This is a genomic window from Singulisphaera chitinilytica (assembly GCF_049331405.1).
Taxonomy (GTDB): domain Bacteria; phylum Planctomycetota; class Planctomycetia; order Isosphaerales; family Isosphaeraceae; genus PoT.
The window spans coordinates 6,514,107-6,536,931 of sequence record NZ_CP186274.1 but is presented as its reverse complement, the minus strand read 5'-3'; the positions used below and the strand labels follow the sequence as shown (position 1 = coordinate 6,536,931).

Annotated in this window: 10 protein-coding genes; 1 reads left to right on the top strand and 9 read right to left on the bottom strand. The window is 67.0% G+C overall.

The features are described 5' to 3' along the window. Window positions 1-33: 33 nt before the first annotated feature. The 3 genes from ACOYYX_RS25815 to ACOYYX_RS25805 all read right to left on the bottom strand — a co-directional run bounded on the left by ACOYYX_RS25815 (window position 34) and on the right by ACOYYX_RS25805 (window position 6,580). Window positions 34-1,911, bottom strand: coding sequence for a matrixin family metalloprotease (locus ACOYYX_RS25815; RefSeq protein WP_422925040.1), 1,878 nt, complete (start codon window positions 1,909-1,911; stop codon window positions 34-36). 144 nt (window positions 1,912-2,055) lie between these two features. Beyond that, window positions 2,056-3,288, bottom strand: a complete 1,233-nt coding sequence (locus ACOYYX_RS25810; protein ID WP_422925038.1) for an HD-GYP domain-containing protein — start codon at window positions 3,286-3,288, stop codon at window positions 2,056-2,058. Between the two features lie 184 nt (window positions 3,289-3,472). Beyond that, window positions 3,473-6,580: a protein kinase domain-containing protein gene (locus ACOYYX_RS25805; RefSeq protein WP_422925036.1), complete on the bottom strand. Its 3,108-nt coding sequence runs from the start codon at window positions 6,578-6,580 to the stop codon at window positions 3,473-3,475. 1,050 nt (window positions 6,581-7,630) lie between these two features. On the opposite strand from ACOYYX_RS25805, the gene ACOYYX_RS25800 reads away from it, so the two are divergent. Further along, window positions 7,631-8,479: an alpha/beta fold hydrolase gene (locus tag ACOYYX_RS25800; protein WP_422925035.1), complete on the top strand. Its 849-nt coding sequence runs from the start codon at window positions 7,631-7,633 to the stop codon at window positions 8,477-8,479. A gap of 112 nt (window positions 8,480-8,591) precedes the next feature. Here ACOYYX_RS25800 and ACOYYX_RS25795 read toward each other — a convergent pair whose 3' ends face one another. From ACOYYX_RS25795 to ACOYYX_RS25770, 6 genes are all read right to left on the bottom strand, one after another. Further along, complete coding sequence (locus ACOYYX_RS25795) at window positions 8,592-11,753, bottom strand: protein kinase domain-containing protein (protein ID WP_422925033.1); 3,162 nt, start codon at window positions 11,751-11,753, stop codon at window positions 8,592-8,594. 21 nt (window positions 11,754-11,774) lie between these two features. Continuing rightward, window positions 11,775-12,350, bottom strand: a complete 576-nt coding sequence (locus ACOYYX_RS25790) for a hypothetical protein (protein WP_422925031.1) — start codon at window positions 12,348-12,350, stop codon at window positions 11,775-11,777. After that, entirely contained in the window at window positions 12,347-17,392 is a 5,046-nt protein-coding gene (locus tag ACOYYX_RS25785) for an FG-GAP-like repeat-containing protein (RefSeq protein ID WP_422925029.1), read from the bottom strand. The genes ACOYYX_RS25790 and ACOYYX_RS25785 overlap by 4 nt, the downstream gene beginning before the upstream one ends. Window positions 17,393-18,202: 810 nt before the next feature. Then, window positions 18,203-20,398: a sigma-70 family RNA polymerase sigma factor gene (locus tag ACOYYX_RS25780; RefSeq protein ID WP_422925028.1), complete on the bottom strand. Its 2,196-nt coding sequence runs from the start codon at window positions 20,396-20,398 to the stop codon at window positions 18,203-18,205. A 180-nt stretch (window positions 20,399-20,578) separates the two neighbouring features. Beyond that, complete coding sequence (gene groL, locus ACOYYX_RS25775) at window positions 20,579-22,210, bottom strand: chaperonin GroEL (RefSeq protein ID WP_422925026.1); 1,632 nt, start codon at window positions 22,208-22,210, stop codon at window positions 20,579-20,581. 90 nt (window positions 22,211-22,300) lie between these two features. Next, complete coding sequence (locus tag ACOYYX_RS25770) at window positions 22,301-22,591, bottom strand: co-chaperone GroES (protein WP_422925024.1); 291 nt, start codon at window positions 22,589-22,591, stop codon at window positions 22,301-22,303. Between the last annotated feature and the right edge of the window lie 234 nt (window positions 22,592-22,825).

The window sequence follows — 22,825 nt, the reverse complement described above, 5'->3', positions numbered from 1 at the left end:
AAAAGGCTCCAGTCTCATGGAGGCTCGAAGCCGTCAGTTGGTCTTCGAGGTCGTGGGGCTGCTGTTGCCCTTCTTGAGGGTGCTGATCGGGTCGCTGAGCGATTCGCCGACGAGGGACCAGGAGAGCGGGTAATCCGGATAGCGACCGCGATCGGCCCCCTGGACCGAGACCGTATACGTCCCCTGGGCAAGCCAGATCGCGAGGCTCTGCACCTGGTTCGCCCGGGTCACCAGGCGGCCCACCACTTTACCGAACTCGTTCGTGATGGTCATGATCACGGACGCGCTCGGGTCGTACCCCGCCGTGGCGGCCGAGAGCACGAAGTTGTAGAGCGTGTCGTGGTCGAAGGTCAGCGAGATCGTCGAGCCCGGGGCATCGGCGTAGCTCCCCCCCGTGTTCGCGAAGGTCCCGCTCGACAGCGTGGCCTGGGACTCGGCGACGGTGCCGAAGTTGACCGCGAGCTGGTAGTTGCCCAGGAGCGTCAGGTCGGTCGGCTGATACGCCCCGACGACGAGGTCGTAGCGGGCGCCCGGGGTCGCGTTGGGGATCTGGACGACGTATGTGTTGCCGGAGTGCTGGATGACGTTGCCCTGGACCTGCTGGCCCGACGAGTCGTAGACCTTGACCACGGCGTCGACCGGGTTGAGCGTCACGCCCCAGACCGAGGCCGTCATCGTGACGGGCGCCGACGAGGACGTGGTGGGGACGACCACCGAGTAGTCGTGGATGTTCCCCGGGAAGCTGACGCTCCCCCGAATCGTGTAGGTCGTCGGCCCGCTCTGGGTCCCGGCCTTCAGCAGATTCGTCGCCGTGGCGGGCGTGCTGTTCAGGCCGAGGTCGATGTTGAGGTAGCCGTTGATAACCTGGTCGCTAGTCCAGGTCAGCAGGTTCGACACCAGGGCCGTCGGGGTCGAGGCGCGGAGCTGATAGCTGCCGACCCCGAAGACGTCCGACGACGCCCCTTGCACGGCGATGTAATACGTCGTGGGGAAGAGGGTCAGGGGCAGGGTCACCGAGAGGTTGCCGTTCCGGGGGTCGGTCGCGGAAACCGTGGCGATCGTCTGGCCCGAGGCGCTCTTCACCGACATCTTGGCCAGGAGCGAGCTGAGGCCCGAGGTGTTGAGCTGGATGGCGTAGGGGATGAGCCCGGGGACGGTGACCTTGTAATAGTTCACAGTCTGGGGCGAGGTGATCGCGGCGCCGACCGTCACGTTGGGCAGGGTGCCATTGGTGCCCAGCAGGTTCACCGGCGTGATCGCGGCGGCGGTCGACTGCGAGTTGTTCCCGGTCGCGCCGTTGAACCCGTTGGGGGTCCTTGGCCCGTAGATGTCCTGGATCGCCTTGATGTCCGAGGCGGAGAGGCCCGACGTCACACCGTTGTAATTGGTGTACATGATCGACGTCGGGTCATCGTTGTCGGGCAGGCCGAGGGCGTGCCCGGCCTCGTGCAAGGCGACGCTGAACAGGTCATACGAGCCGGGATTTCCGGCCGGGTCGAGCGTGAAGTTGTCGAGGCTGTTCAGGTTGACGTCGCCCGCCCAGGTGCCGGCCCCGTACTGGAACTCCTGAGTCAGGGCGGCCGTGCTGTCCGACTGCGGGACGGCGCCGACGCGGATGTCCCCGAACCGGGTGTCTTCCTGGAGCGAGCCCGGAGTGCCGAAGGGCAGGCCGCTGTCGCCCGTGACGCTGATGTTGAGGTTGGCGTAGTTCGTCCAGGTCTGGAAGGCCCGCAGGACCGTCAACTGCCAGGCGTCGGCGTTCGTCGCCCCGAGGGTCTGGTAGAGGCTGCTCGTGGAACCTCCGTCCTGGGTGCCATCCGGAACGAAGCTGATGGTCAGGTGCTGCGGATCGGGCCAGGCCACTCCGTACGTGGAGAGTACGGTACGCTCTTCGAGCCGCTCGAGCTTCAAGAAGGCGTTTCGTCGGAGTTTTCTCAAGGTAACACCCGTACACAAATTGGATTCGATGGATTTCGCAAATATCTCTGTTTTATCCAACCATAGAACATATTTTTCCGTCACGACCGCCATAATCTTTGCGCGAGGAACCTGACGTCACGAAGCTTGTAAGGGGCCGGTGCCGTATGAATTCGGGCTGAGGGCTTGTGTCAGCAGATTTGGGATGTCTTTCTGGCCCGCGGCCCGCTCGATGGCGGCGGCGAGCGAGTCGCCCAGCCCGATCTGGCAGATCGGGTAAATGTCCTCGCGGCATGCCATGAAGTGCTCGATGACCTTGGGATCCCACTGCGTCCCCGCACCCTCCCTGAGGATCGCCTCGATCCGCTCGCGGGGCATGGCCGTGCGGTAGCGGCGGGCGGACATCATCGCGTCGCAAGAGTCGGCCACCGCGAGGATTCGGGCCATCGCCGGGATCCCTTCGCCCGCGAGCCCGTCGGGGTACCCTCGGCCATCCCAGCGCTCGTGGTGCCCGCGGACGGCCGGGCGAAGGTAGGCGAACTGGCGGATCTCGGAGATGATCCGGTCGCCGATCCCGGGGTGCTCCTGGATGTGGGCGAATTCCTCGGCGGTGAGCGCCGTCGGCTTGCAGAGGACGTCGTCGCGGATGCCGATCTTGCCGACGTCGTGGAGGAGGCCGGCGACGTAGAGATCGGAGATATCCGACGAGGGGAGCTTCATCTGCTTCCCGATCCGGGTCGCGATCCGGGCGACGCGCTCGCTGTGCCCGCAGGTGTACGGGTCCTTGGCGTCGATCGCGGCGGTCAGGCAGCGGATCAGTCCGAGGAGCGTGTCCTTCAGGCGGTCGTAAGTCCTGGCGTGGTGCTGGCGATCGGCGAGCATCCGGGCCGCCAGGTCGATCAGGCGGGCGTCGGAAGGGCCCAGCGGCAGCCCCCGGTCACGCCGCAGCGCGAGGATCCAGGACGGTCGCGACCGGCCGAGGCGGGCCATCACGACGCTGACCGACCCGCGGTCGGGCCGGTCGGGATCGACCGTGATCTTGTCGACGAGCGGGGGCTCGCCGGGGCCCGGGAGCCGATCCTTGAGGGAGAGGGCGATCGCCAGGCATTCCTCGGCCGAGCAGACCTCGGCGCCGGCGAGCTCGTGGATGGCGTCCTCGGCGAAGACGCAGGCCGTCTCGGCCGCCCCCCCCTCGACCACCAGTTCCAGGGCGTAGCGACGCTGCCTCGACTCCTGCTCCGAGCTGCGCAGGCGCTCGACGAAGCGCTCGAGCGCCTCCCAGGGATCTTGCCTCTCATCGATGTCGGCTACGACGGAATCTCCCACCGCCTTGGTGGCCTGGCTCCTGACGCCGGAGATGGTCTGCTGCACACTTCCTCCCCTGTAATCCTCAGTTAGTTTCGACTCTCCCGGACCTCGATAACGGCCATCATCATCGGCTGGCCGCCCGATCGGCCCTAGGAACCCGTCGAGGCGACTCGAGAAGGCTTACCGCAACCCTTGGTGTTCATCGCAATCGCCTTGTCACGTATCAATTTGAAAGAAACTTCGACGCTCACTCGCGACCGATGGTGTCGGCCGGAGGGGCCTTGATCCCCGCGCGTTCCCTGGCGGCGGCCACCAGGGCCCGGAATTCGGGCACGTCGCGCACGGCGTCGAGCTCGGGGTCGATGTCGAGGTATTCGAATCCGAAGCCTTCCCGGAGCGCCCTGTTCAGGAGGCGGAAGGCCTCGAAGCGGTCGTCGGGGACCTGTTTGGAGGTCGTCGCGTAGATGCCGGCCACCTGGTAGAGGATGACGGGCCTGGTGTCGCGGAGCAGGGCTTGCTGGGCGTCTCTCAAGGCTTCATCCCGCTTCCCCTTGCGGGCGAAGAGCACCCCACGGCCGCTGCGGACCTCGACCGCGTCGGGGAAGAGCCCCAGGATCTTGGTATGGAGGGCGATCGCCTCGTCGATCCGTTCGGGCATGTCCGAGAGGATCGACGCGTGGTTCTGGAGCGCCGAGAGCGACTTCGGGTTGAGGGCCTCGGCCTTCTCGAGGTCGGCCAGGGCCGCCTTCGGGTCGTCGGGATAGCGGGCCGAGGCGCGGGCGACGTAGCCCATGTCGTCGGTCGGCTCCTTGGCCATCGCGGCTTCGAAGTCGCGCTTCGAACCGTCGAGGTCCCCCGCCTCTTTCCTGGCATTCGAGCGCATGAAGAGGAGCCGGACCTCGGGGCCTTCGTGCTCCAGGGCCCGGGTGAGGTCCTCGGCGGCCTCGGCCGGCTTGCCGAGTTCCGTCAGGGCCTCGGCGCGGTTCAGGTACGGCTCGTACCAGTTCGGGTTGAGCTCGATGGCCCGGCCGAAGTCGTAGCGGGCCCGCTCGGGCTTGCGGCGACGGAGTTCGGCGGTCCCGCGGTTGTACCAGGCGAAGGCGTAGTCGGGACGCAAGGCGACGCAGGTGGTGAAGCAGGCCATCGCGTCGGAGTCGCGCCCGAGGTTGTCGTAACAGTGCCCCGCCCAGAACCAGGCCCAGAAGTCCTGCGGGCTGAGCTGGGTCGCGCGCTCGGCGAGTGGCAACGCCCGCTCGTAATCGCCGCGCTGGACCTGCGAGATCGCGGAGAGGTAATAGTCGCGCGCGGTCCTCGGGCGCGCCGCCGAGGCCTGGACCCGGAGGGCCAACGCCTCTTCGTCGCGACCGAGCAGCTTCACGAGCTTGGCCCGCTGCTCCCAGTAGGTCGGGGGCAGGCGGCCTGGCGGGAAGTACGACTCGGCGAGGCGCGTGTAGTTCAGGGCCTCCTTCGCCGCGGCGGCCTCGTCCTTCTTCAGGGCCCCGTTGGGGTCCGTCTTGGGCGTCGTGGCCAGGGCGAGGAGGAGCAAGGTCTCGCCGATGTCGCCGCCGAGTTCGTCGCGAGACGAGGGGTCGAGCAGGGCGACATCCCGTCGGCGCTTCCAGCCGTCCGGATCCTTGAGGACGGCGTAGCGGTCGAGAGCCTTCAGGCCAAGGTCGCGGCCCTCTCGACGGCGCTGCGGCGTGGGGTCGTCGGCATCGATCCTGGTCCGGAGCCCGTCGAGTTCCGCGTTAAAGCCGTCGCGATTGAGCCTGGCCTCGTGCAAAGCCATGCGCCGACCGCGGACGAGGAAGCCCGCGGCGAGTGCCGTCGTCACCAGGAGCGAGGCCGCCAGGGCGATCGTGGGGGCGAGTCGAGGGTGGCGTCGGACCCACTTCTTGAACCGCTCAGGCCCCCAGGGCTCGGGGGCGTGGAGCAGGGGGCGATGGGCCAGGTGGCGATCGATGTCCTCGCGGAGGGCCCTCGCCGAGAGGTAGCGCCGGGCGGGGTCGGGCTCGAGAAGGCGGCAGACGATCGACTGGACCGCCGGGGAGACCTGGTGGTTATAAGTCCGGAGCGCCGGGGCGGAGGTTTGTCGCCTGGCGATGACATGTGCGGTCGCCTCGATCGAGGGCGTCCGCTCGTCCGCGAACGGGTGCCGTCCGGTGAGAAGCTCGAACATGATGACGCCGAGCGAGTAGAGGTCGCACCTGCCGTCGACCTCCTCGTCCTCTCCCAGGAAAGCCCGGACATGCTCGGGCGCCATATAGGGGAGGGTGCCGCCGACCGAGGCGGCCGCGGCCGCCGGGAGCTTCGTGTCGATCGAGAGGTTGAAGTCGAGGAGCATCGGCTGGCCGTCGTCGGTCAGCAGGATGTTCGCCGGCTTCAGGTCGCGGTGGAGGATCCCACGCCCGTGGGCGTGATCCAGCCCGTCGGCCAGCCGCGCGACCAACCAGAGGACCGCCTCGACATACGAGAGCCCCCCGAGCATCCGAAGCGTCTCGGAGGCGGAGGTCAGCAAGCTGAGCGGGGTCGGCATCTCGTCGGAGTCGCCCAGAGTGTCGGCTCGACGGGGCCCGCCGTCGCCGACCTTGATGCTCGCCCTGGCCGCGCCGGACGGGTGCGCCCGCGAGGCGCCTTCCAGCCCCGACGGTTTCGGGCGAGAGGCGAGGGTCGTCAGCAACGCGGTCCCCGAGTCGGGGATGTCCTTGCGCCGCCCCAGGCTCTGCACGAGGTCGGAGAGCGTGGTCGCGCCGAAGTAGGGCATGCAGACGGCGTAGAAGGGGGCCGACCGATGCTCGGAGAAGATCGGGACGATGTTCGTGTGCTGGAGCTGGGCCAGCGTCTGCGACTCGCCCGGCAGGCTCGCCGAGACCTTCAGCGCCACGGGCCGGTCGGCCAAGTCTCCCTGGAGCGCGAGGTAGACACGCCCGAAGGCGCCTCGCCCCAGCTCCTCGATGACGCGGAACCCGAGGAACTCATCCCCGGGGTCCGGCAAGGTGGAGACCGCCTTCGCCAGGCCAAGCGCGCCCGTGGGATCCGACAGATGGAGATCGCAGAAGATCCGGACCGATATCGAGTCCGCCCCCACCGAGCGCCCCCAATCCTCGACCGCCGCCCGGGCAGCCGGGCCCTCCGACGCGTCGTGATCAAGCCGAAATCGCAGATACGACCGGGCCGTCCCCTCGAGGTCGTCGGCGAGGCCGGAGCCGAACGAGAAATGAACCGAATCCCCCGTCCCCGAATAATCGGGCCGGGATTCGACACTCTCCTCGAACCGGAACCGGTCCGCTCCAGACGATCTCGACGAGGCATCCGCCATCGTGTCGTTGCTCCATCCCGATAACGCGCGAGACATCGCACGTCGTCCACACCCGCGCCATCGCGGTCAGGTCATGGAAAGGGGAGCCGCGATCTCGTCGGGCCCCGCTACCCGAGACGAATCGCCGTCTCGGCTTCATCCGGCATTGAGTGGTCGGGATTTCGAAGTTGAAGAAGGTAGCTGGGGGAGGTCATGTTTAATTCGTCCTCGACACTGGAGCCGTTTAAGTCAGCGTCTCAGCACTACCATTCCAGCAAAATGTCGAGGGCGAATCTACAGCGAAATGTTAGGATGGTTTCCACCCCATGTCAAAAGTAAGTAGAAAAAAAGTCAACAAACTTCGACGCGCAAGACCCGTAAAAAAAAGCCTCTCCCGCCCCCTATTCGTCACATATTCCCGAATTTTCGAGAGATACGTGCGGGGAATCGCCGGACAACGCCAGAACGGCATGTTCCGTACAATAAACATGCGACTTAAGCACGTTGTACTTCGGCAACGCACCAATCCACTCCCGCAACACAACTCCACCCGAATTACACTCCCCTCCACCACTCCGAATTCCCGCCTAAGTTCGGAATCGCGATCAAGCCTTACTTCACAGCACCCCCCCCATTTAAACATCCAACATTAAGCATTAGACCTTTTAAGACGCCAATCTACCGAAAAGCCCGCAGAACTGCACCGCTTGAACACCGATCCACCCATGAACTCGAGAAGTCCACCGCGATCGGGCCTGGAACTGACCTCGCCGCAGATTGGACCTGACCCATGTATCAAGGAAAACAAACGAGCATATTATTGATATAATTTTCCATATGTTCCGATAATCCCTGCGAGGAGTTGTCCCGGCGGTCAGGAACGGGCCAACCAAAAGCTTGCGAACACGGGGCGGACGCGGAGTCGACCTGAGGAGCCGCGAGATATCGATGGTGGAACGATGGGGCATGCTATCCCCCGGTCTTTGCTATACCCGATGCTACGTGGGCGTGGTATGAATTGAAGCCGACGGGGAATAGTGACGCGAGGCAGTGGGGTGATGGCCGTTGCCCTCAGCCGCTTCCGGTATCTCGAACTCACGAGGCAGAATGGATGTCACCCGGAAGGTGGTCGAGCACGAAGGCTCGAGGCTCGCCTACGATGTTCGAGGAGAGGGTCCTCCGATCCTATTCATCCAGGGCGTCGGGGTCCACGGGGACGGATGGCTTCCCCAGGTTGAGCCTCTCTCTTCGCGCTTGACATGCATCACCTTCGACAACCGGGGCATGGGGAGGAGTCAGCCTGCGGACTCAAACCTCACCGTGGATCGCATGATCGACGATTCGCTGGCGGTTCTCACCGCGGCCGGCTTCTCTTCGGCACACATCGTCGGTCATTCGCTCGGCGGACTCGTCGCGTTGGGATTCGCCCTCTCGAAGCCTGAGCGGGTTCGGAGCCTGTCGCTTCTCTGCACGTTCCCAGGCGGCCGAGCCGCGGCGCCGCTCACGCTCAGGATGATCTGGGCGGGGAGTCGAACCCGAATCGGGACGAGGAAGATGCGTCGACGTGGTTTCCTCAGGCTCATCATGCCTGCGGAAACCCTGATCGGTGAAGACGAAGACGCAATGGCCGAGCGACTTGCCCCGCTGTTCGGTCACGACCTGGCCGACCAACCGGCAGTCGTCGATGCACAACTCAAGGCGATGCGGGCGAGCGACATGACGGATCGGCTGGGCGAACTGAAGGACGTGCCGACGCTGGTCGTAACCGGAACCCACGACCCGATCGCACCGCCGCGGGCGGGCCGGATGCTGGCGGAAAAGATTGCAGGTGCCCGCTACGTCGAGTACGGCGACGCCTCCCACGGCCTTCCGATTCAGTGGGCCGACCGGGTCAACGCTCTGCTCGTGGAGCACCTCGCCCACGCTGAGGAAAGATGGCCTTCAAACGCGAGCTGACTCGAGCTCGACCACCCGAACGACGGGTAGTCACCTGCGAACCATGCAGCCCTGATCGCACTCGCTCGAACCACTCAGGAGCCGACGGCGAGGGGATGGCTCGCCAAGGCTCCTATCGGGTAGCCTCGGCGTCTTCGAGGATCGCCCGGAACTCGGGCCGACTCCGCAACGATCGGAAGGCGGGTTCCTGCGCCATCAGGTCGAACTCGCTCGGCGGGGTCTTCCCCTGTTTCCAGCGATCAACGGCCCGCTTGAGCAGGGAGATGGCGACGTCCTGGTACACGGGAGCTTGCCGCAGGGCAATCTCGGAGAGCGAGGCGTAGATGCAGGCGACGTTGTGCAGGACCTTGGAGTCGTCGCCGCCGTACAGCAGGGCGAGGTCCGCCTCGCGCTGGGCGTCGGAGGGCCGCTTGCGGAGCGCGCTCACGTAGCCGAGCCCCGAGTGGGCCTCGGCGTTCTCGGGCGACACCCTGGTGACATGATGGAAATCGGAGAGCGACTCGTCCCAACGGCCCAGGACTTGATTCGCCCAGCCCCGCTTGTTCAGGAGCCTGACGTCGTCGGCGGCGAGCTCCAATCCCTTCGAATAGGCCTCGACGGCCTTCTCGGCCTCGCCGTTGAGCTCGAGCATGGCCCCGAGGTCATCGAACAGAGCCGCCTCCTTGCCGCCGAGGGTCACCGCCTCGTTCAATTCGTCGAGGGCCAGCCTCGCGAGTTCGCGGCCGGTGGGCTCGTCCTTCATCCGCTTCGACATCTCCGCGTGCATCTGGCGCAGGGTCCGGCCGCGACTTGCGTGGGATCGCCAGGTCTCGGGCTCCTCCGAGCCGCCGCCGAGCGACCTCGCATAACGGTCGATGTCCCGGAGCCCGAGGTCCTTGTTGCCTCGCGCCAGGTGGATGCGGGCCCGATGGCGGTAGACCTGCGCGAAGGCCGGGTTCGCCTCCGCCACCCGGTCGAAGTCGGCGAGCGCCGCGTCGACCTCGCCGCGCTGGAGGCGGATCTGGCCCCGGTAGTAGGCGGCCTCGATGAGCTGGCTCTCGACGGGGGGAGCCAGGACAGCCTCGAAGTCGCGCAAAGCCTCGTCGGGCTTCCCCCGGAGCCAAAGGCTCACCCCCCGATTCAGCCGCGCCGGCCTGAAGTCCGGGTCGAGCCGAAGTGCCTGGTCGAGGTCGAGCCCGGCGCGGCCGTGGTCCCCCTGGAGGGCAAGTGCGAGCCCCCTGGCGCTGTATCCCCAGGGAGCCCCCGGGCGGAGCGCGATGCAGACCCCGAGGGCCTCGACCCCCTCGGCGAAGCGGCCGAGGCGGAGGTAGCAACGCCCGAGTTGGTAGTGGCTCCAGTAGTCGTCGGGCCTGAGCGTCAGGGCCTGGCGATAGTGGCCGATCGCCCGATCAAGCCGGGCGGGATCCGCCTCCCAGTCCTTACGCCCGGCCTCCCCCGCCTGCCTCGCGGCGGCGGCATTCGACGCCTTGCGATACCCCTCGGCGAGCAAGAAATGGTCGAGCGCCGTCCTCGGCTCTTGCGAGGGTTCGAGCTTGGATTGAAGGGCGTGCAACTCCCTGGAGTCGACTTTCAGGCCGTCGCGGAGGTCGTCGAGCGGCAATCGGCCCCAGTCGGTTCCCCAGCGGGAGGCAATCCCGAGGGCGGCCGTCGCGGCGGCGTCTCCACGCCGAGGGTCGAAGTAGGGGGCGTGCTCGGCGATCGAATCCGTGGTCGCGGCATAGAAGCGGGCCTCGTCCGCCAGGCGACGGAACTCGGCGACGTCTCTACGGGCGGACTCCCGGACCTGGAGCCTCTGCGATTCGATCTCCGCCTGCCGGATCCGGGCCCCGGCGAAGAAAACCACCCCGACGACCAGGGCGGCCGTCGCCGACCTCACCATGGCCTTGCGATGCCGCTTCGCCCAGCGCCAGGCTCGCATCGGGAATTTCTCGGGATAGGCGAGGACGGGCTCGCCGGCCAGGAAGCGCTGGACCTCCTCCGCCACTTCCATCGCGGACTGGTAGCGATCCGCCTTGGCAAGGGCCATCGCCTTGCGGCAGATGGCGTCGAGCGGCTTCGCCACGTCGGGGCAGACGGACAGGGGGGGGACGATCGGGACCGCCCTGGCGTAGTGGACGAGCTCATACGCCGTCTTGAGGCTCCGGGGCTGCTGGCCGGTCAGGATCTCGTAGAGGATCGCCCCGAGCAGGTAGACGTCGCTGCGGTGGTCGACCTCCTCGTTGTGCCCGGTGGCGACCTCGGGGGCCATGTAGACGGGGGTGCCCAGGATCGTCCCCGCGCGGGTTTCCTGCGAGGCCGCGCTCTCCGTCAGGCGGACATAGGACGAGGAGAGCCCTCCGGACGCTGTCTCCGGCTCGCCCAGGACCTTGGCGATGCCCCAGTCGAGCAGGATCGTCTCGCCGTACTGCCCCTGCATCACGTTGTCCGGCTTCAGGTCGCGATGCACGACGCCACGGCTGTGGGCATAGGCGACGGTCTGGCAGAGGGAGACGAAGATCTGGAGCAGGCGGAACTGCTCGACCTCCCGCTGATGCCCGTTCGCCGACTTCTCGGCGTGATAGTCCTGGATCACCTTGCGCAGGGTGCGGCCCTGGAGGAACTTCATGACGTAGAAGGGCTGACCATCGTCGGTGTAGCCCATCTCGTGGACGGGGACGATGCCGGGATGCTCGAGCTGGCCGGTGACCTGGGCCTCGACCTCGAAGCGCTGGACCTGCTCCGAACGGCCGCCGAGCATCCGCTTGAGCGCAACCTCGCGGCCGATCGTCGGGTCCTCGGCGAGCCAGATCTCCCCCATCCCGCCGCGTGCATGGAATCGCTTCAAGACGAAGCGTCCGCAATGGGAGGCGTCGCCCTGTCTCCCTCCTCGGTCCGACGACACTCGCCCTGGGGGGCCGACGCGCACCGTCGGACCATCCTCTCCCGATTGCAGGGACGTGGCGGCCGCGGTCTGGTTCCCTCCCGTGTCGCCGCCCCCAGCCTCCGAGGAATAGACCTCGGTCTCGGCCAGGCGAGCGGATCCCTCGGGGCCTTCGGCGTCCGCGATCGTCTCGTCCCAGCACCCGGGCATGGCGACGGTGGGCAGGTCGCCCCGGGTGCGCCCATCGGCCAGGGTCTCGGCGACGCCCCCCTCGGTCCTCGGCAGTTCGTCGGGCCGGGCACCGCCCTCCGAGAGCTCGGTCCGAGCCGGTAGGGGGGACCGGGGGCCGAAGGTTTCGGACTCGCCCCGGAGCGTCTCATCGGTCGACTGTGTTGGCGAGGAGTCCGCCGGCATGTCCACACCTCGTCTCGAGAATCAGGCCGATGGGACCTCGGGCGAACGTTCCCCGGCCGTCGATTCGACCCGAGAGCGGCGACGTTGGCGATGCTGCTGCCCGACAAGCGCGACGGCGAGCACCAGCGCGGAGGCATAGGCCTTGGACCCGCCCGAGGCGTCGTCGGCCGCTTCTTCGAAGACCCGGCCGAGCCCTTCATCCCAGAGGAACGCCGCGTCGCCGACGGCGATCGGGCTCGGGGCGGGGGCCTGGTTGGCGGCCGGGATCGGGCGTCGCGACGGCATCCCCCGGCCGATACGGTCGACCCTGTTCGGTCCTCGGGCGCCGACCGCCTGCTGCGGCTCGGGATCGTTCAGGGCCCCGACAACCTGATCCCAGAGGAGCTGCTCCATCGGCCCGCCCCGGGCCAAGGCCCTCCGGAGTGCCCCCAGGCCGGACATCAGCCGGAGGGTCGACCTCGCCGAGGGGACCAGGCCCCCCTGATCCTCGCCCAACCACTCATCCAGCCCCCTGACCACGCTGGCCAGGAGCCGTCGGAAGCGGCTCCCCTTGTTGCCCGGGAGCCCCAGCCCGGCGCCTCGGATCACGCGGCTCATGTTGGCGATGAGCGCCTGGGTAACGCCGCCGCCCGCCGTCCCCGTCGAGTTGCCGGTCGACGTGGAGACGACCGAGAGCGAGGTCGAAATCGCCAGGGCCAGTTGCTGCCCCAGGCCGAGGCCCTGCGCCGCGGCGAGGTCGGCGTCGCCTGTCGCCCCCCCGACGCGAGGTTGCCGGGCCCCGCGGCGAAGTCGGAGGTGGCCTCGCCGGGCTCGCCCCCCGAGTTCGATCCTCCTCCACCCCCGCCATTCGGGTTGATCGGCTGCCCGCCTCCGCCCTGACCCGAGCCGCCGGGCCCGGGCAGGGTCAGGGCGAAGCTGATGCCCTGAGGCTGGCTGAGGAAGCCGTCGGTGAAATTGAGCGTCTGGCTCGACCCTGGGCTCAGGAGCACCGCTCCTCCTCCAGCATTCTGCGAGATATCACTTACGCCAAGCTGGAAGCTCCCGGAGACGTTGGCGAGCACCACAACCTCGACATTGCCGCCGACCGAGACGTAAGTTTGGCCGAGACTGTTATTGTACGCCCCCGTCTTCTGGTCGTAAGCGACCTCGTCTCCGCGGGGCGTCTCGAGGTCGAACGACACCGGGTCGAACCAGATGATCGTGAATGCCAGAGGCATGCCGGCCGCCGCGAGGGCCATTGTGGGGGCGAATCTCGCCTGGATTTGCCGGTTGACCTCGTCCGTGATCTCCGACGTGCTGACCCCCAGCGATCGCAAGAGGTTGATGATCGACGTCAGGTCGTCCTGCAACTGGACCAGGAACGGGGTCCCCGAGGAGACGGCCGAGAGGTCCCCCAGTGACGTCGGCTGGACGACGAGGTCACGCCAGACCGAGACCGCACCATTGGCGATCGGCGCCTTGTCCCCCTGGCCGAGCGAGACGATCGAGCGGCCGCCGTAGACCCCGGTCCCGGCCAGGAGGTCTCCCACGCCCGCGAGGTAATCCGCCGCGCGGAGGCCCGGGGCGAGGGCGACCACGTACGTCCCCGCGGGGAGGACCTGGTCGAACAGGAGCGTGACGGTCTGTCGCGTGACCGTCGGGAAGTAGTAGCCGGCCCTGACCCCGACCTCGGCATGGGGAGTGTAGATGACCGACTTCGCGCCGGCGACGCCGATGGGGATCACGCGGAAGGTCTGCCCGTCGGGCGAGTACCAGGTCACCGTATAATTCCCGACGTCCTCGGCGGAGGCCCGATCGAGGCGATCTCCCTGGAAGGTCAGCACCAGGCTCGTCGCGGGCCCGCCGGGCAAGGGCGACAGGGCCTGGACCGAGACGAGTTGCGGCAGGACGGCGATGTTGAGCGTGTAGATCCCGAAGCTCGAGGCATCCAGGCCGAAGACGCGGATCGTCAGCACCTCGCCTTGCTGCGCCACGAGCCGGAACCGGCTCCCGGAGCCGAGCACGTTCCCGGCGGTGTCGAGCACCTCGACCTGGAGGCCGGGCCCCTTCTGGTTGAAGAAGAGCGCGGAGACGTCGACGACCTGGTCGCCGCTGCCGGCCACGACCTCGGTCGGGACCGTGTACGTGAAGTAGGACGCCGGATGGCTGGGCGCGATGACCTGAGGGGGCGTGACGATATGGTCGTCGCCGCCGAGGTCCCTGGCGGTCTGCGGGGTCGAGTTCGAGGGGAACGTCAGCGGCTTGCCGAAGATCAGGGTCACGCCCCCGGCGTCCGTCACGATGAGGTCGGTCGAATCCCGCTCGCCGCCCGCCTGGATCACGGCGATCTGGCCGGCCTTCCCGACGTTCGCGAGCGTCGCCCCCGCGCCGAAGCCCGCGTACTTGCCGGCCCCATCGACGAGACCCGGCAGCAGGATCACGCGGGCAGGGCCCAGGCCATCGGCCGACTCGGTCGTCACCACGATGTCGAGGTGGCCGTCCGGGTCGCCGAGCGAGCCCGACCCCGGGCTGCCGTAATCCACGAGCGCCAGGCCTCCGATGATCACCCCTCCGCCTAACGAGGAGCCCGGCATCGTCGCCCGGAAGGCCTGCGGAGCCTGGAAGGTCCCGTCGCCATTGCCGAGGAGGACGGAGACGATCCCCGAGGTCGCCCCCCCCGTGACGAGGTCGAGCCGGCCGTCCCCGTTGAGGTCGATCGCCCTGGCGACGGAGACCCCCTCATTCAGAGAGAAGCTCGTGCCCGCCTGAAACGTCCCGTCGCCGTTGCCGAGGAAGAGCTGCGCCTGGGGATCATCTTCGCCGAAGACGATGAGGTCGGCCCTGCCATCGCCGTCGAAGTCGCCGACGACCATCGGCCCGACGCCCTGCGCGAACTGGGTCGTGTAGATGACCGGCGGCAGGAAGGTGCCGTCGCCGCGCCCGATCAGGACGGCGAACTGGATCCGAGCCCCCGGCGTGGAGGGCTGATCCTGGAGGACGATCAGGTCGGATCGTCCTTGATTCCGGAGGTCCCCCGCCACCAGGACCCCCGCGTTCCGCAGGGCATCGAAGCGACGCTCGGGCTGGAAGGTGCCGTCGCCGTTGCCGACCAGGACGGAGACGTCGCCCGAGAGGGCGTTGGGGAGGACGATATCGGGGGTCCCATCGCCGGTGAGGTCGGTCTGGGTGATGTCGCGGCCGGCCGGGGAGAGGCTGCCGTTAATCCCAGGCCCCGCGTCATAAGACCTGGGGGCTCCGAAGACGCCATTCCCGAGGTTCAGCAGGACATCGACCGCGTCGGAATCGGTCGTGCTCGAGATCATCACGTCCGGGCCGCCGCCGTTGAGGTCCCCGACGGCGATCGAGTTCGGGTCGCTCTGGGTGGGGATGAAGAGGGTCCGGATGTTGGGCGTCTGGAAGGGGTCCAGGTAGGTGACGCGCAGGTTGAACTCGTACGTGCCTTGCCCCATGACCTGGATCACGAGGTTCTCGCCCGAGACCACCGGGATCGTCAAGCTCTGGACCGCACCCGCCGCCGAGGTCGTCGGCGAGATCGCGCCGAGCAGTTGCTTTCCGTCGCCGAGGAAGATCTGGAACCCCAGCGCCTGCGACACGTTCGAGGCCGCCGTCACCGTGACCACGAGGGAGCCGGTCAGGATCGAGCGGACGGGTATCAGCGGCGCGTTCCCCAGGTTCGACGTCACCTTGGCGGTCGTCTGCTTCGATGTCAGTTGGCCGCCATCGGAGTCCACGACCGAGACCGAGATCGGGTACGTCCCGACCTCGCTGTAGATGGCGTTCCCCATGACCCGCCAGGTCGAGACCCCGCCGGAGGTCCCCACCGGCACGATGGAGACGAAGGGCACGCCGGCCAGGCTCCCGCCCCAGTCCACCTTGGCGTTGAAGTCGGCCAGGTTCGCCAGCGGATTCGAGGAGGTGAAGGTGGCGAGGACCCGCGTCCCCGTGTTGGCCTCCTGCCGGACGCTGAAAGTGGTCGGGGTCGAGGAATCGGCCAGGGTCGCCGCCGAGACGACGAGGCTCCCCTGGGCCGAGATGGAATACGTCCCGAGCCCCTGGACCTGCACCGTCACCGGGTTCGTCCCGGCCTTGCGGTACGTATTGGAGCCCGAGACGCGGAACTGGCCGGAGCCGTCAGTCGTAATCGTCCCCGACGAGACGTTGCCGTCCCCCCAAAGGATCGTGGCGGCGAAATCCCCCGGCGAGGCGTCCGTGATCGACGAGCCGAAGGACGCGACCAGGCCATTGAACGGGACGCCGACCGAGGCCGATGCGTCCTGCACCGTCAGGTCCGACGGATTCGGCCCCGAAGCCTCCGCGTTGATGACATTCGCGACCCCGAGGGCCGTCGTCGAGTTGCCGCCGTCGTCCCGTATCGTGACCTTGATGCTGTAGGAGCCGGCCTTCTGGTAGGCGTGCCCGGCGGTGACGAGGAACCCGCCCGAGCCGTCGAACACGATCGTCCCCTGGCTCGCCGAGGCATTGGTGTTGGTGCCGTCCCCCCAGGAGATCGTGGCGGTGTAGGCGCCGGCAGGCGCGTTGGCGTCGCCGTCCACGAACCGGGCCAGGCTCTGCTTGGAGGACTGCCCGCGCACGTAGTTCAGGGGCATGCCCGAGGCGGTCAGGGGCGGGTTGTACTCGTACGCGCCGATGTCGACGATCCCCTGCGAGATCCGGGGGACGCCCCGCTCATCGGTCCCGCCTGCGGGGGCCAGGGCGTTGCTGCCCGCGTTGAGGGCGGGGCTCCCGGGGAGCAGGGCCATCGTCTGCGTGGGACCGCCGTTCGCCAGGAGCGGGCCGAGCCCCGGGTCGAGCGGAGACTGGGTGGTCCCCAAGAGGTCCGACGCCGACCAGCCGGCGCTGCCGTCGGCCGTGCCGATCAGGTTGTGCCCCAGGGACGAAATCCAGGCCCCCGAGATGTTCAGCACGTCCCCGCCGATGTTCGCGGCGACGATCGTGTTCGCGAACAAGGTCGACCCGCCGGGGCCGGTCCCGTCCTGGTAGAGGCCGCCGCCGTCGTTGACGTAGGTGTTGCCGGCCTTGTTGTTCGAGATGGTGTCGTTGACCAGGACCATCCGCCTCGACGCCGGCCCTTGGGTCGCGTCGATCCGGTTGAAGATCCCTCCGCCGAGGTTGGTGGCGATGTTTCCCCGGAAGGTGCTGTTGGTGATCGACGCATTCCCCGCGCTCGAGATCCCGCCGCCATCGAACGCGTTGTTCCCGCTGAAGGTCGACGCGTTGACGAGCAGGCTCGCGTTGGCGGTGCTGTCGATGCCGCCGCCGAGGTAGGCGTTCCCGGAGAGGATGGCGCAGGCGTTGATGGTCAGCGTCCCTGCGTTCGCGATGTTCCCGCCGTTCCCCCCCTTGGCGTTCCCCGACATGATGGTCAGCCCCGTGAGCGTGACGTTCGCCCCCGCGACGACCTCGAAGACCCGGCTCAGCGCGTTCCCGCTGATCTTGAGCTTGTCGGCGCCAGGGCCGACGATCGTCAGGTTCTTGCCGAGGACGAGTTCCCCGTCGTCGAGCGTGATCGTCTTCCACGAGACGCTCGGCGCGAAGACGATCGTCGCGCCGTCGGGGGCCGCGGCGATGGCCCCTCGCAGCGACCCGATGTCGTGGACGTCGTCGTTGACGTCCGTCACCGTGAGGGTCGTCAGCAGCGTCCTGGCCTCGAGCCACTCCCATCGCAGGGGTCGAGGCCCGCACGGTCGCGCCCGACGGCCGGGCTCCTTCCCGCCCCGACGAGGCCGAAGTCTCTCAGACCCAGACCGGCGCAGAGGAGACATCAAATCCTCCAGGCCCAACCCAAAGATGCCAAACCTAGTTGACGAACCCGCACGGACCCAACTCGGCGGGCCGAAGACCTCTGCGGATTGCCCCTTCCGCAGGATGCCCCTCTGGCGTCGACTTCAACGGCGACTTCGCCAAGGGGCGGCACACCACCTTGAAACTCGGACCCTACCCTCGAGCCGGCCTGATCAATCTCGTCACTTCGTCGGCTAAATCACGCCGCCGGCTCTCCAGTCACCATCTTATCCTCTTCCGACCATCCATGACACTCTTTTGTCTTTTGTGTGCCCAGGTCAGAATCCCAACCATCACGATCTCGCCCCGACCTCAGGCGAAGCATTGAACCCCATCCCGATCGATCCGGACCACCTCGCCTCGATTTTTATGCAGACGTCTTCGATTCTCCTATTTTTCAAGGCCGACTAACGTTGTTGGCTCTCGCCCTCGACGAACCAGGTCCCGCCGAGCTTCCCGAAGGAGCCATCGGAAATACCATCCCCGGGGCGCTTGCGTTTCAGGTGACTCGAAACGTCCGGACCCGATGCGGAGTGACAACCTCACGACATCGCACGAAGCCAGCCCCGAGCGTCTGCCCGGGGCTGGCTTCGAGAGATGGAAGACGCGTTGAACACCGCCACCATCGTTTCGTCAGAGTCCTGTCCTTACATCTGACGCATCAGCGACTCGACCGCCTTGTCCAGACTTTCGCCGATCGCGTCCTTGTGGCAGATGATCCCCTTGGCGTCGATCACGAAGATCGTCGGATATTGCCGCACGTGGAATTTCTCGACGATCGGCCCACCGTCCACGTCACCGTCGTGCCAGTGCGGCCAGGCCATCTTCTCGGATTCGACGGTTTTCTTCGCGGCCTCCGCCTTCTCCCTGCAATTGACCCCCAGGAGGGCGAACGGCTTCCCCTTGTATCTCTCGACGAGTTCCCGTTCGTGCGGGACTTCCCTCATGCAGGGCCCGCACCAGGAACCCCAGAAGACCAGCACGACCACCTTGCCCCGAAAGTCGGACAATTTCAGGGTCTTGCCGTCGAGGTCCGTCCCTTCAATCTCGGGGGCGGGCTGGCCCACCTTGATGTGATGCATCTCGTCGAGATGTCCCTCGGCGACCTGCGCCAGCGTCTTTTGCCGGGTCGTCATGGCACGGGCTTGCTCGATCTCCTCGGCCGTCAACGGCTTGTCGTCCCATTTCGGGACGGGCTCTTTCAGCAGGGCTTCCAGCTCGCGGAGCCTCGTCGTGATGTGGGGGAGGTCGCCATAGTCGGAGATGACCTCCCGGTAGAGTCGTTCCGCCTCGACGAGGACGGCCTCGGGGTCGAGTAGGCGGAGGCCGACGCGGTAGCCCTCGGCATCGTTCGATGGGAGCACGGACTTATTCACCAACTTCCCGGCGGCGTCATAGGTTTGGAACTGGATGGGTCTTGGTTCCTTGGAAACTCGAGCGCCCTTGACAAAAAGAGCCTTGACCTCGAGATACTGGGCCAGGGCCAACCGAGCCAGCCCCTTCGCCTCGCGCCCCTTGGCCCCGGCATACAGGCCCTCCATTAGGGCATCGCGATGGCGGGAGACGAGGTTGTCTAACTGGAGGGCGACCCGAACCGCCTCGGGGTCGTCGGCATGCTGGTTGACCAGCGCCTCGGCGGCACGGGCGAACTGGATGCCGTAAGGGCCTTCGTCGGTCCGATACGTCTTGTCCAGGACCCAGACGAGGGCATCGCGGGAGGCCGGATCTTTCGGAGCCGTCAACGCGAGGTCGACCATCCTCCGGGAATACGCGGCATCGTCGGGGGCCCTATCCCCATAGATGTTCCACCTCTCGAAATCGGTCTTGGCCGCCTCGGCGGCCTCGGCGACTTTCCTCTGCTCGGCCTTGAACTCGGCCCGGATCTGCTTGAACCGGTCGGCCACAGACGGCTCGACGGCCTTCGGCTTCGGCGACGGTTCGACCTTCACCGCCGGCGGGGCTTCCTGCTTCGGCTCATCCCTGCGGCCGAAGACGACGGTGCCGGTCCCGAAGCATCCCAGGCCCACGAGCACGGCGGCAGCCATGAAGAGTCCTTTCGACATGGGAACATTCCTCAACGCGAAGGAAGCAAGGGCGACGACGGTCGCCGGGACCGTCCCGGCCGCACCTTTCGTCGCGCAACGGGTGGCCGCCTCGAAGAGGGCTTCTGACACGGCGGCGGCCCGGAGTCGACTCGGAGCCAGATAAGCCGGGAGGAGCAGGGCGGATCGGGAGAGGCCGCGGCGGACCAGCCGCGAGCGCAGGAGGTCCTTCGCCCGCGCCAGGCGGCTCCCCACCGTGCCGATGGGGCAGCCCAGTTCCGCGGCCGCGTCCTTCAGCGCGAGCCCTTCCAGATAGCAGAGGCGGAGGGCCTCGCGATAAGGCCCGGGCAGCCTGGAAATCTCCGCGTCCAGGATCGGGCCGAGTTCGTCGGGGAGGCTCGACGGGGCTTCCCACGACTCGGCCGACTCGCCGGCCTGATGGGGACGCTTGAGTGCCTGTGATCGGGCCCGGTTCGCCACCTTAAGGCTCACGCCGTGGAGCCAACCTCCCAGCGAGTCGTCGACCCGGATCGACCCCGCCTTGCGCACCAGGACCAGGAACGAGGCCTGGAAGGCATCGTCGACGTCATGGGGATCGGCCAGGACTCGGCGGCAGACTCCGAGGACCATCGGCCCGTGGCGCAGGACCAGGGTCGCGAAGGCGGCCTCGGCGGAGGCTCCGGCCCCTTGGGCGAATCGCTCGAGCAACTCGCGATCGGTCAGGCCCACCGAGCCTCCCGACTCGAAGAGCGAGCCGAGCCCTCGCATGTAATCCGACGCGCCCCTCGTGCTGCCCGCCATCCCGTTGGGTCTCCTTGCCGCGTTTCCTGCCCTACTATGCGGCCTGGAGGGCTTTTTATCCCGCTTTCTTCCGAAAGTTTTGGATGGACCCATCAACGAAAAAACGCGAGGCCCAGATTTGCATCCGGGCCTCGCGTTCGGAGTTCTAGCCTGATTCGTCGGGGACGAATCGGGTCGATCTCAATACATGTCGTCGTAGCCGCCGCCGTGGCCGCCGCCCGCGGCGGGCTTCTCGTCCTTGGGCATATCGGCGATCAGGGCGTCGGAGGTCAGCAGCAGGGTGCTGACGCTGGCGGCGTTCTGGAGGGCCGAGCGGGTCACCTTGGTCGGGTCGATGACGCCGGCCTTGACCATGTCGGTGTACTCGTCCTTCAGCGCGTCGTAGCCGAAGTTGCCGGTGCCTTCAGACACCTTGGAGACGACCACGCCGCCGTCCTGGCCGGCGTTCTCGGCGATCTGGTGGATCGGGGCCGAGCAGGCGCGGACGATGATCTGGTAGCCGGCTTCCTCGTCGTGCGTCAGGCCGGTCGGCTTGACGGTCTTCGCCGCGCGGAGCAGGGCGACGCCGCCGCCGGGGAGGATGCCTTCTTCGAGGGCGGCACGCGTGGCGTGCAGGGCGTCCTCGACGCGGGCCTTCTTCTCCTTCATCTCGCTCTCGGTCGCGGCCCCGACGTTGATCTTGGCCACGCCGCCGGCGAGCTTCGCCAAACGCTCTTCCAGCTTCTCGCGGTCGTAGTCGCTCTTGGTCTCGGCGATCTCGCGGCGGATCGCCTCGATCCGGCCCTTGATCGCGTCGGTCTTGCCGGCGCCTTCGATGATCGTCGAGTTATCCTTGTCGACGATGACCTTCTTGGCCTGGCCGAGGTCCGTCAGGGCGACGTTCTCGAGCTCGATGCCGAGGGCCTCGAAGATCGGCTTACCGCCGGTCAGGACGGCGATGTCTTCGAGCATGGCCTTGCGGCGGTCACCGTAGCCGGGGGCCTTGACCGAGACGCAGCGGAAGGTGCCGCGGAGCTTGTTGATGACCAGGGTCGCCAGGGCCTCGCCCTCGACTTCCTCGGCGATGATCAAGAGCGGCTTGCCCGTCTGGGCGACCTTCTCGAGCACCGGGACCAGGTCCTTCACCGACGAGATCTTCTTCTCGTAGATCAGGATGTAGGCGTCCTCGAGGACGGCTTCCATCGAGGTCGGGTCGGTGACGAAGTAGGGGGAGAGGTAGCCGCGGTCGAACTGCATGCCCTCGACCCACTCGACCTCGGTCTTGAGCGACTTGCCCTCTTCGACCGTGATCACGCCGTCCTTGCCGACCTTCTCGGTGGCCTCGGCGATCATCTTGCCGACTTCGGAGTCGAAGTTCGACGCGACGGTGGCGACCTGCTCGGTCTCCTTGGTGTTCGACACCTTGGTGCTGAGCTTGTGCAGCTCGGCGACGATGTCGGAGACCGCCCTGTCGATCCCGCGCTTCAGCAGGGTCGGGTTCACGCCGGCGACGACGGCCCGAAGGCCTTCGTTGTAGATCGCCTCGGCCATGACGGTCGCGGTCGTCGTGCCGTCGCCGGCGACGTCGGAGGTCTTGCTGGCGACCTCCTTGACCATCTTGGCGCCCATGTCCTCATACTTGTCTTCGAGCTCGATCTCCTTGGCGACGGTCACGCCGTCCTTGGTGACCGTGGGCGAGCCGAACGACTTCTGGATGATCACGTTGCGGCCGCGGGGGCCGAGCGTCACTTTGACCGCGCGGGCCAGCTTGCTGACGCCGCGCTGCATCGCTTGGCGGGCTTCCTGATCGAAGGCGATCATCTTGGCAGCCATGGATCCGTCACTCCCTCTTCAATATGGATACGGTTCGATGTCGGGTGGAGGTGGATGGTCGGTAGCGTAGCGTCCGGTAGCTCAGCTCGCTCAGTCGAGCACGGCCAGGATGTCGTCCTCACGCATGAGGAGCACCTTCTTGTCGTCCGGGAGCTTGAACTCGTCCCCGGCGTAGGAGGTGAAGAGGACCGAATCGCCCACCTTCACCTGCAGCTCGCGACGCTTGCCATCCTTGGTAAGCCGCCCTTCGCCAACAGCCAGGACCTTCCCCTTTTGCGGCTTGTCCTTGGCGGTGTCGGGCAAAACGATCCCTCCGGCGGTCGTTGCCTTCGCCTCTTCCCGCTCGACCACCACGCGATCGCCCAACGGCTTGAGATTCATCGACCCGGTCTCCTTGCTGTACAACTTGCGCCTTCTCAACTCGGCCCGGGAATGCCCTCGATCCCGGGCCATCTTCAAATACATCCGCCTCGTCTTCGCGGATGCAGGCGCAAATTCATCGTCGCCGTGAATATGCAAGCGATGCGCCAGACCCCAATCCGACTCTCAATTCCCCTAAGGCCAAAGACTTACGCCAACATCACCCGATCATCGCCTTGAAATTGACTCTGCCGC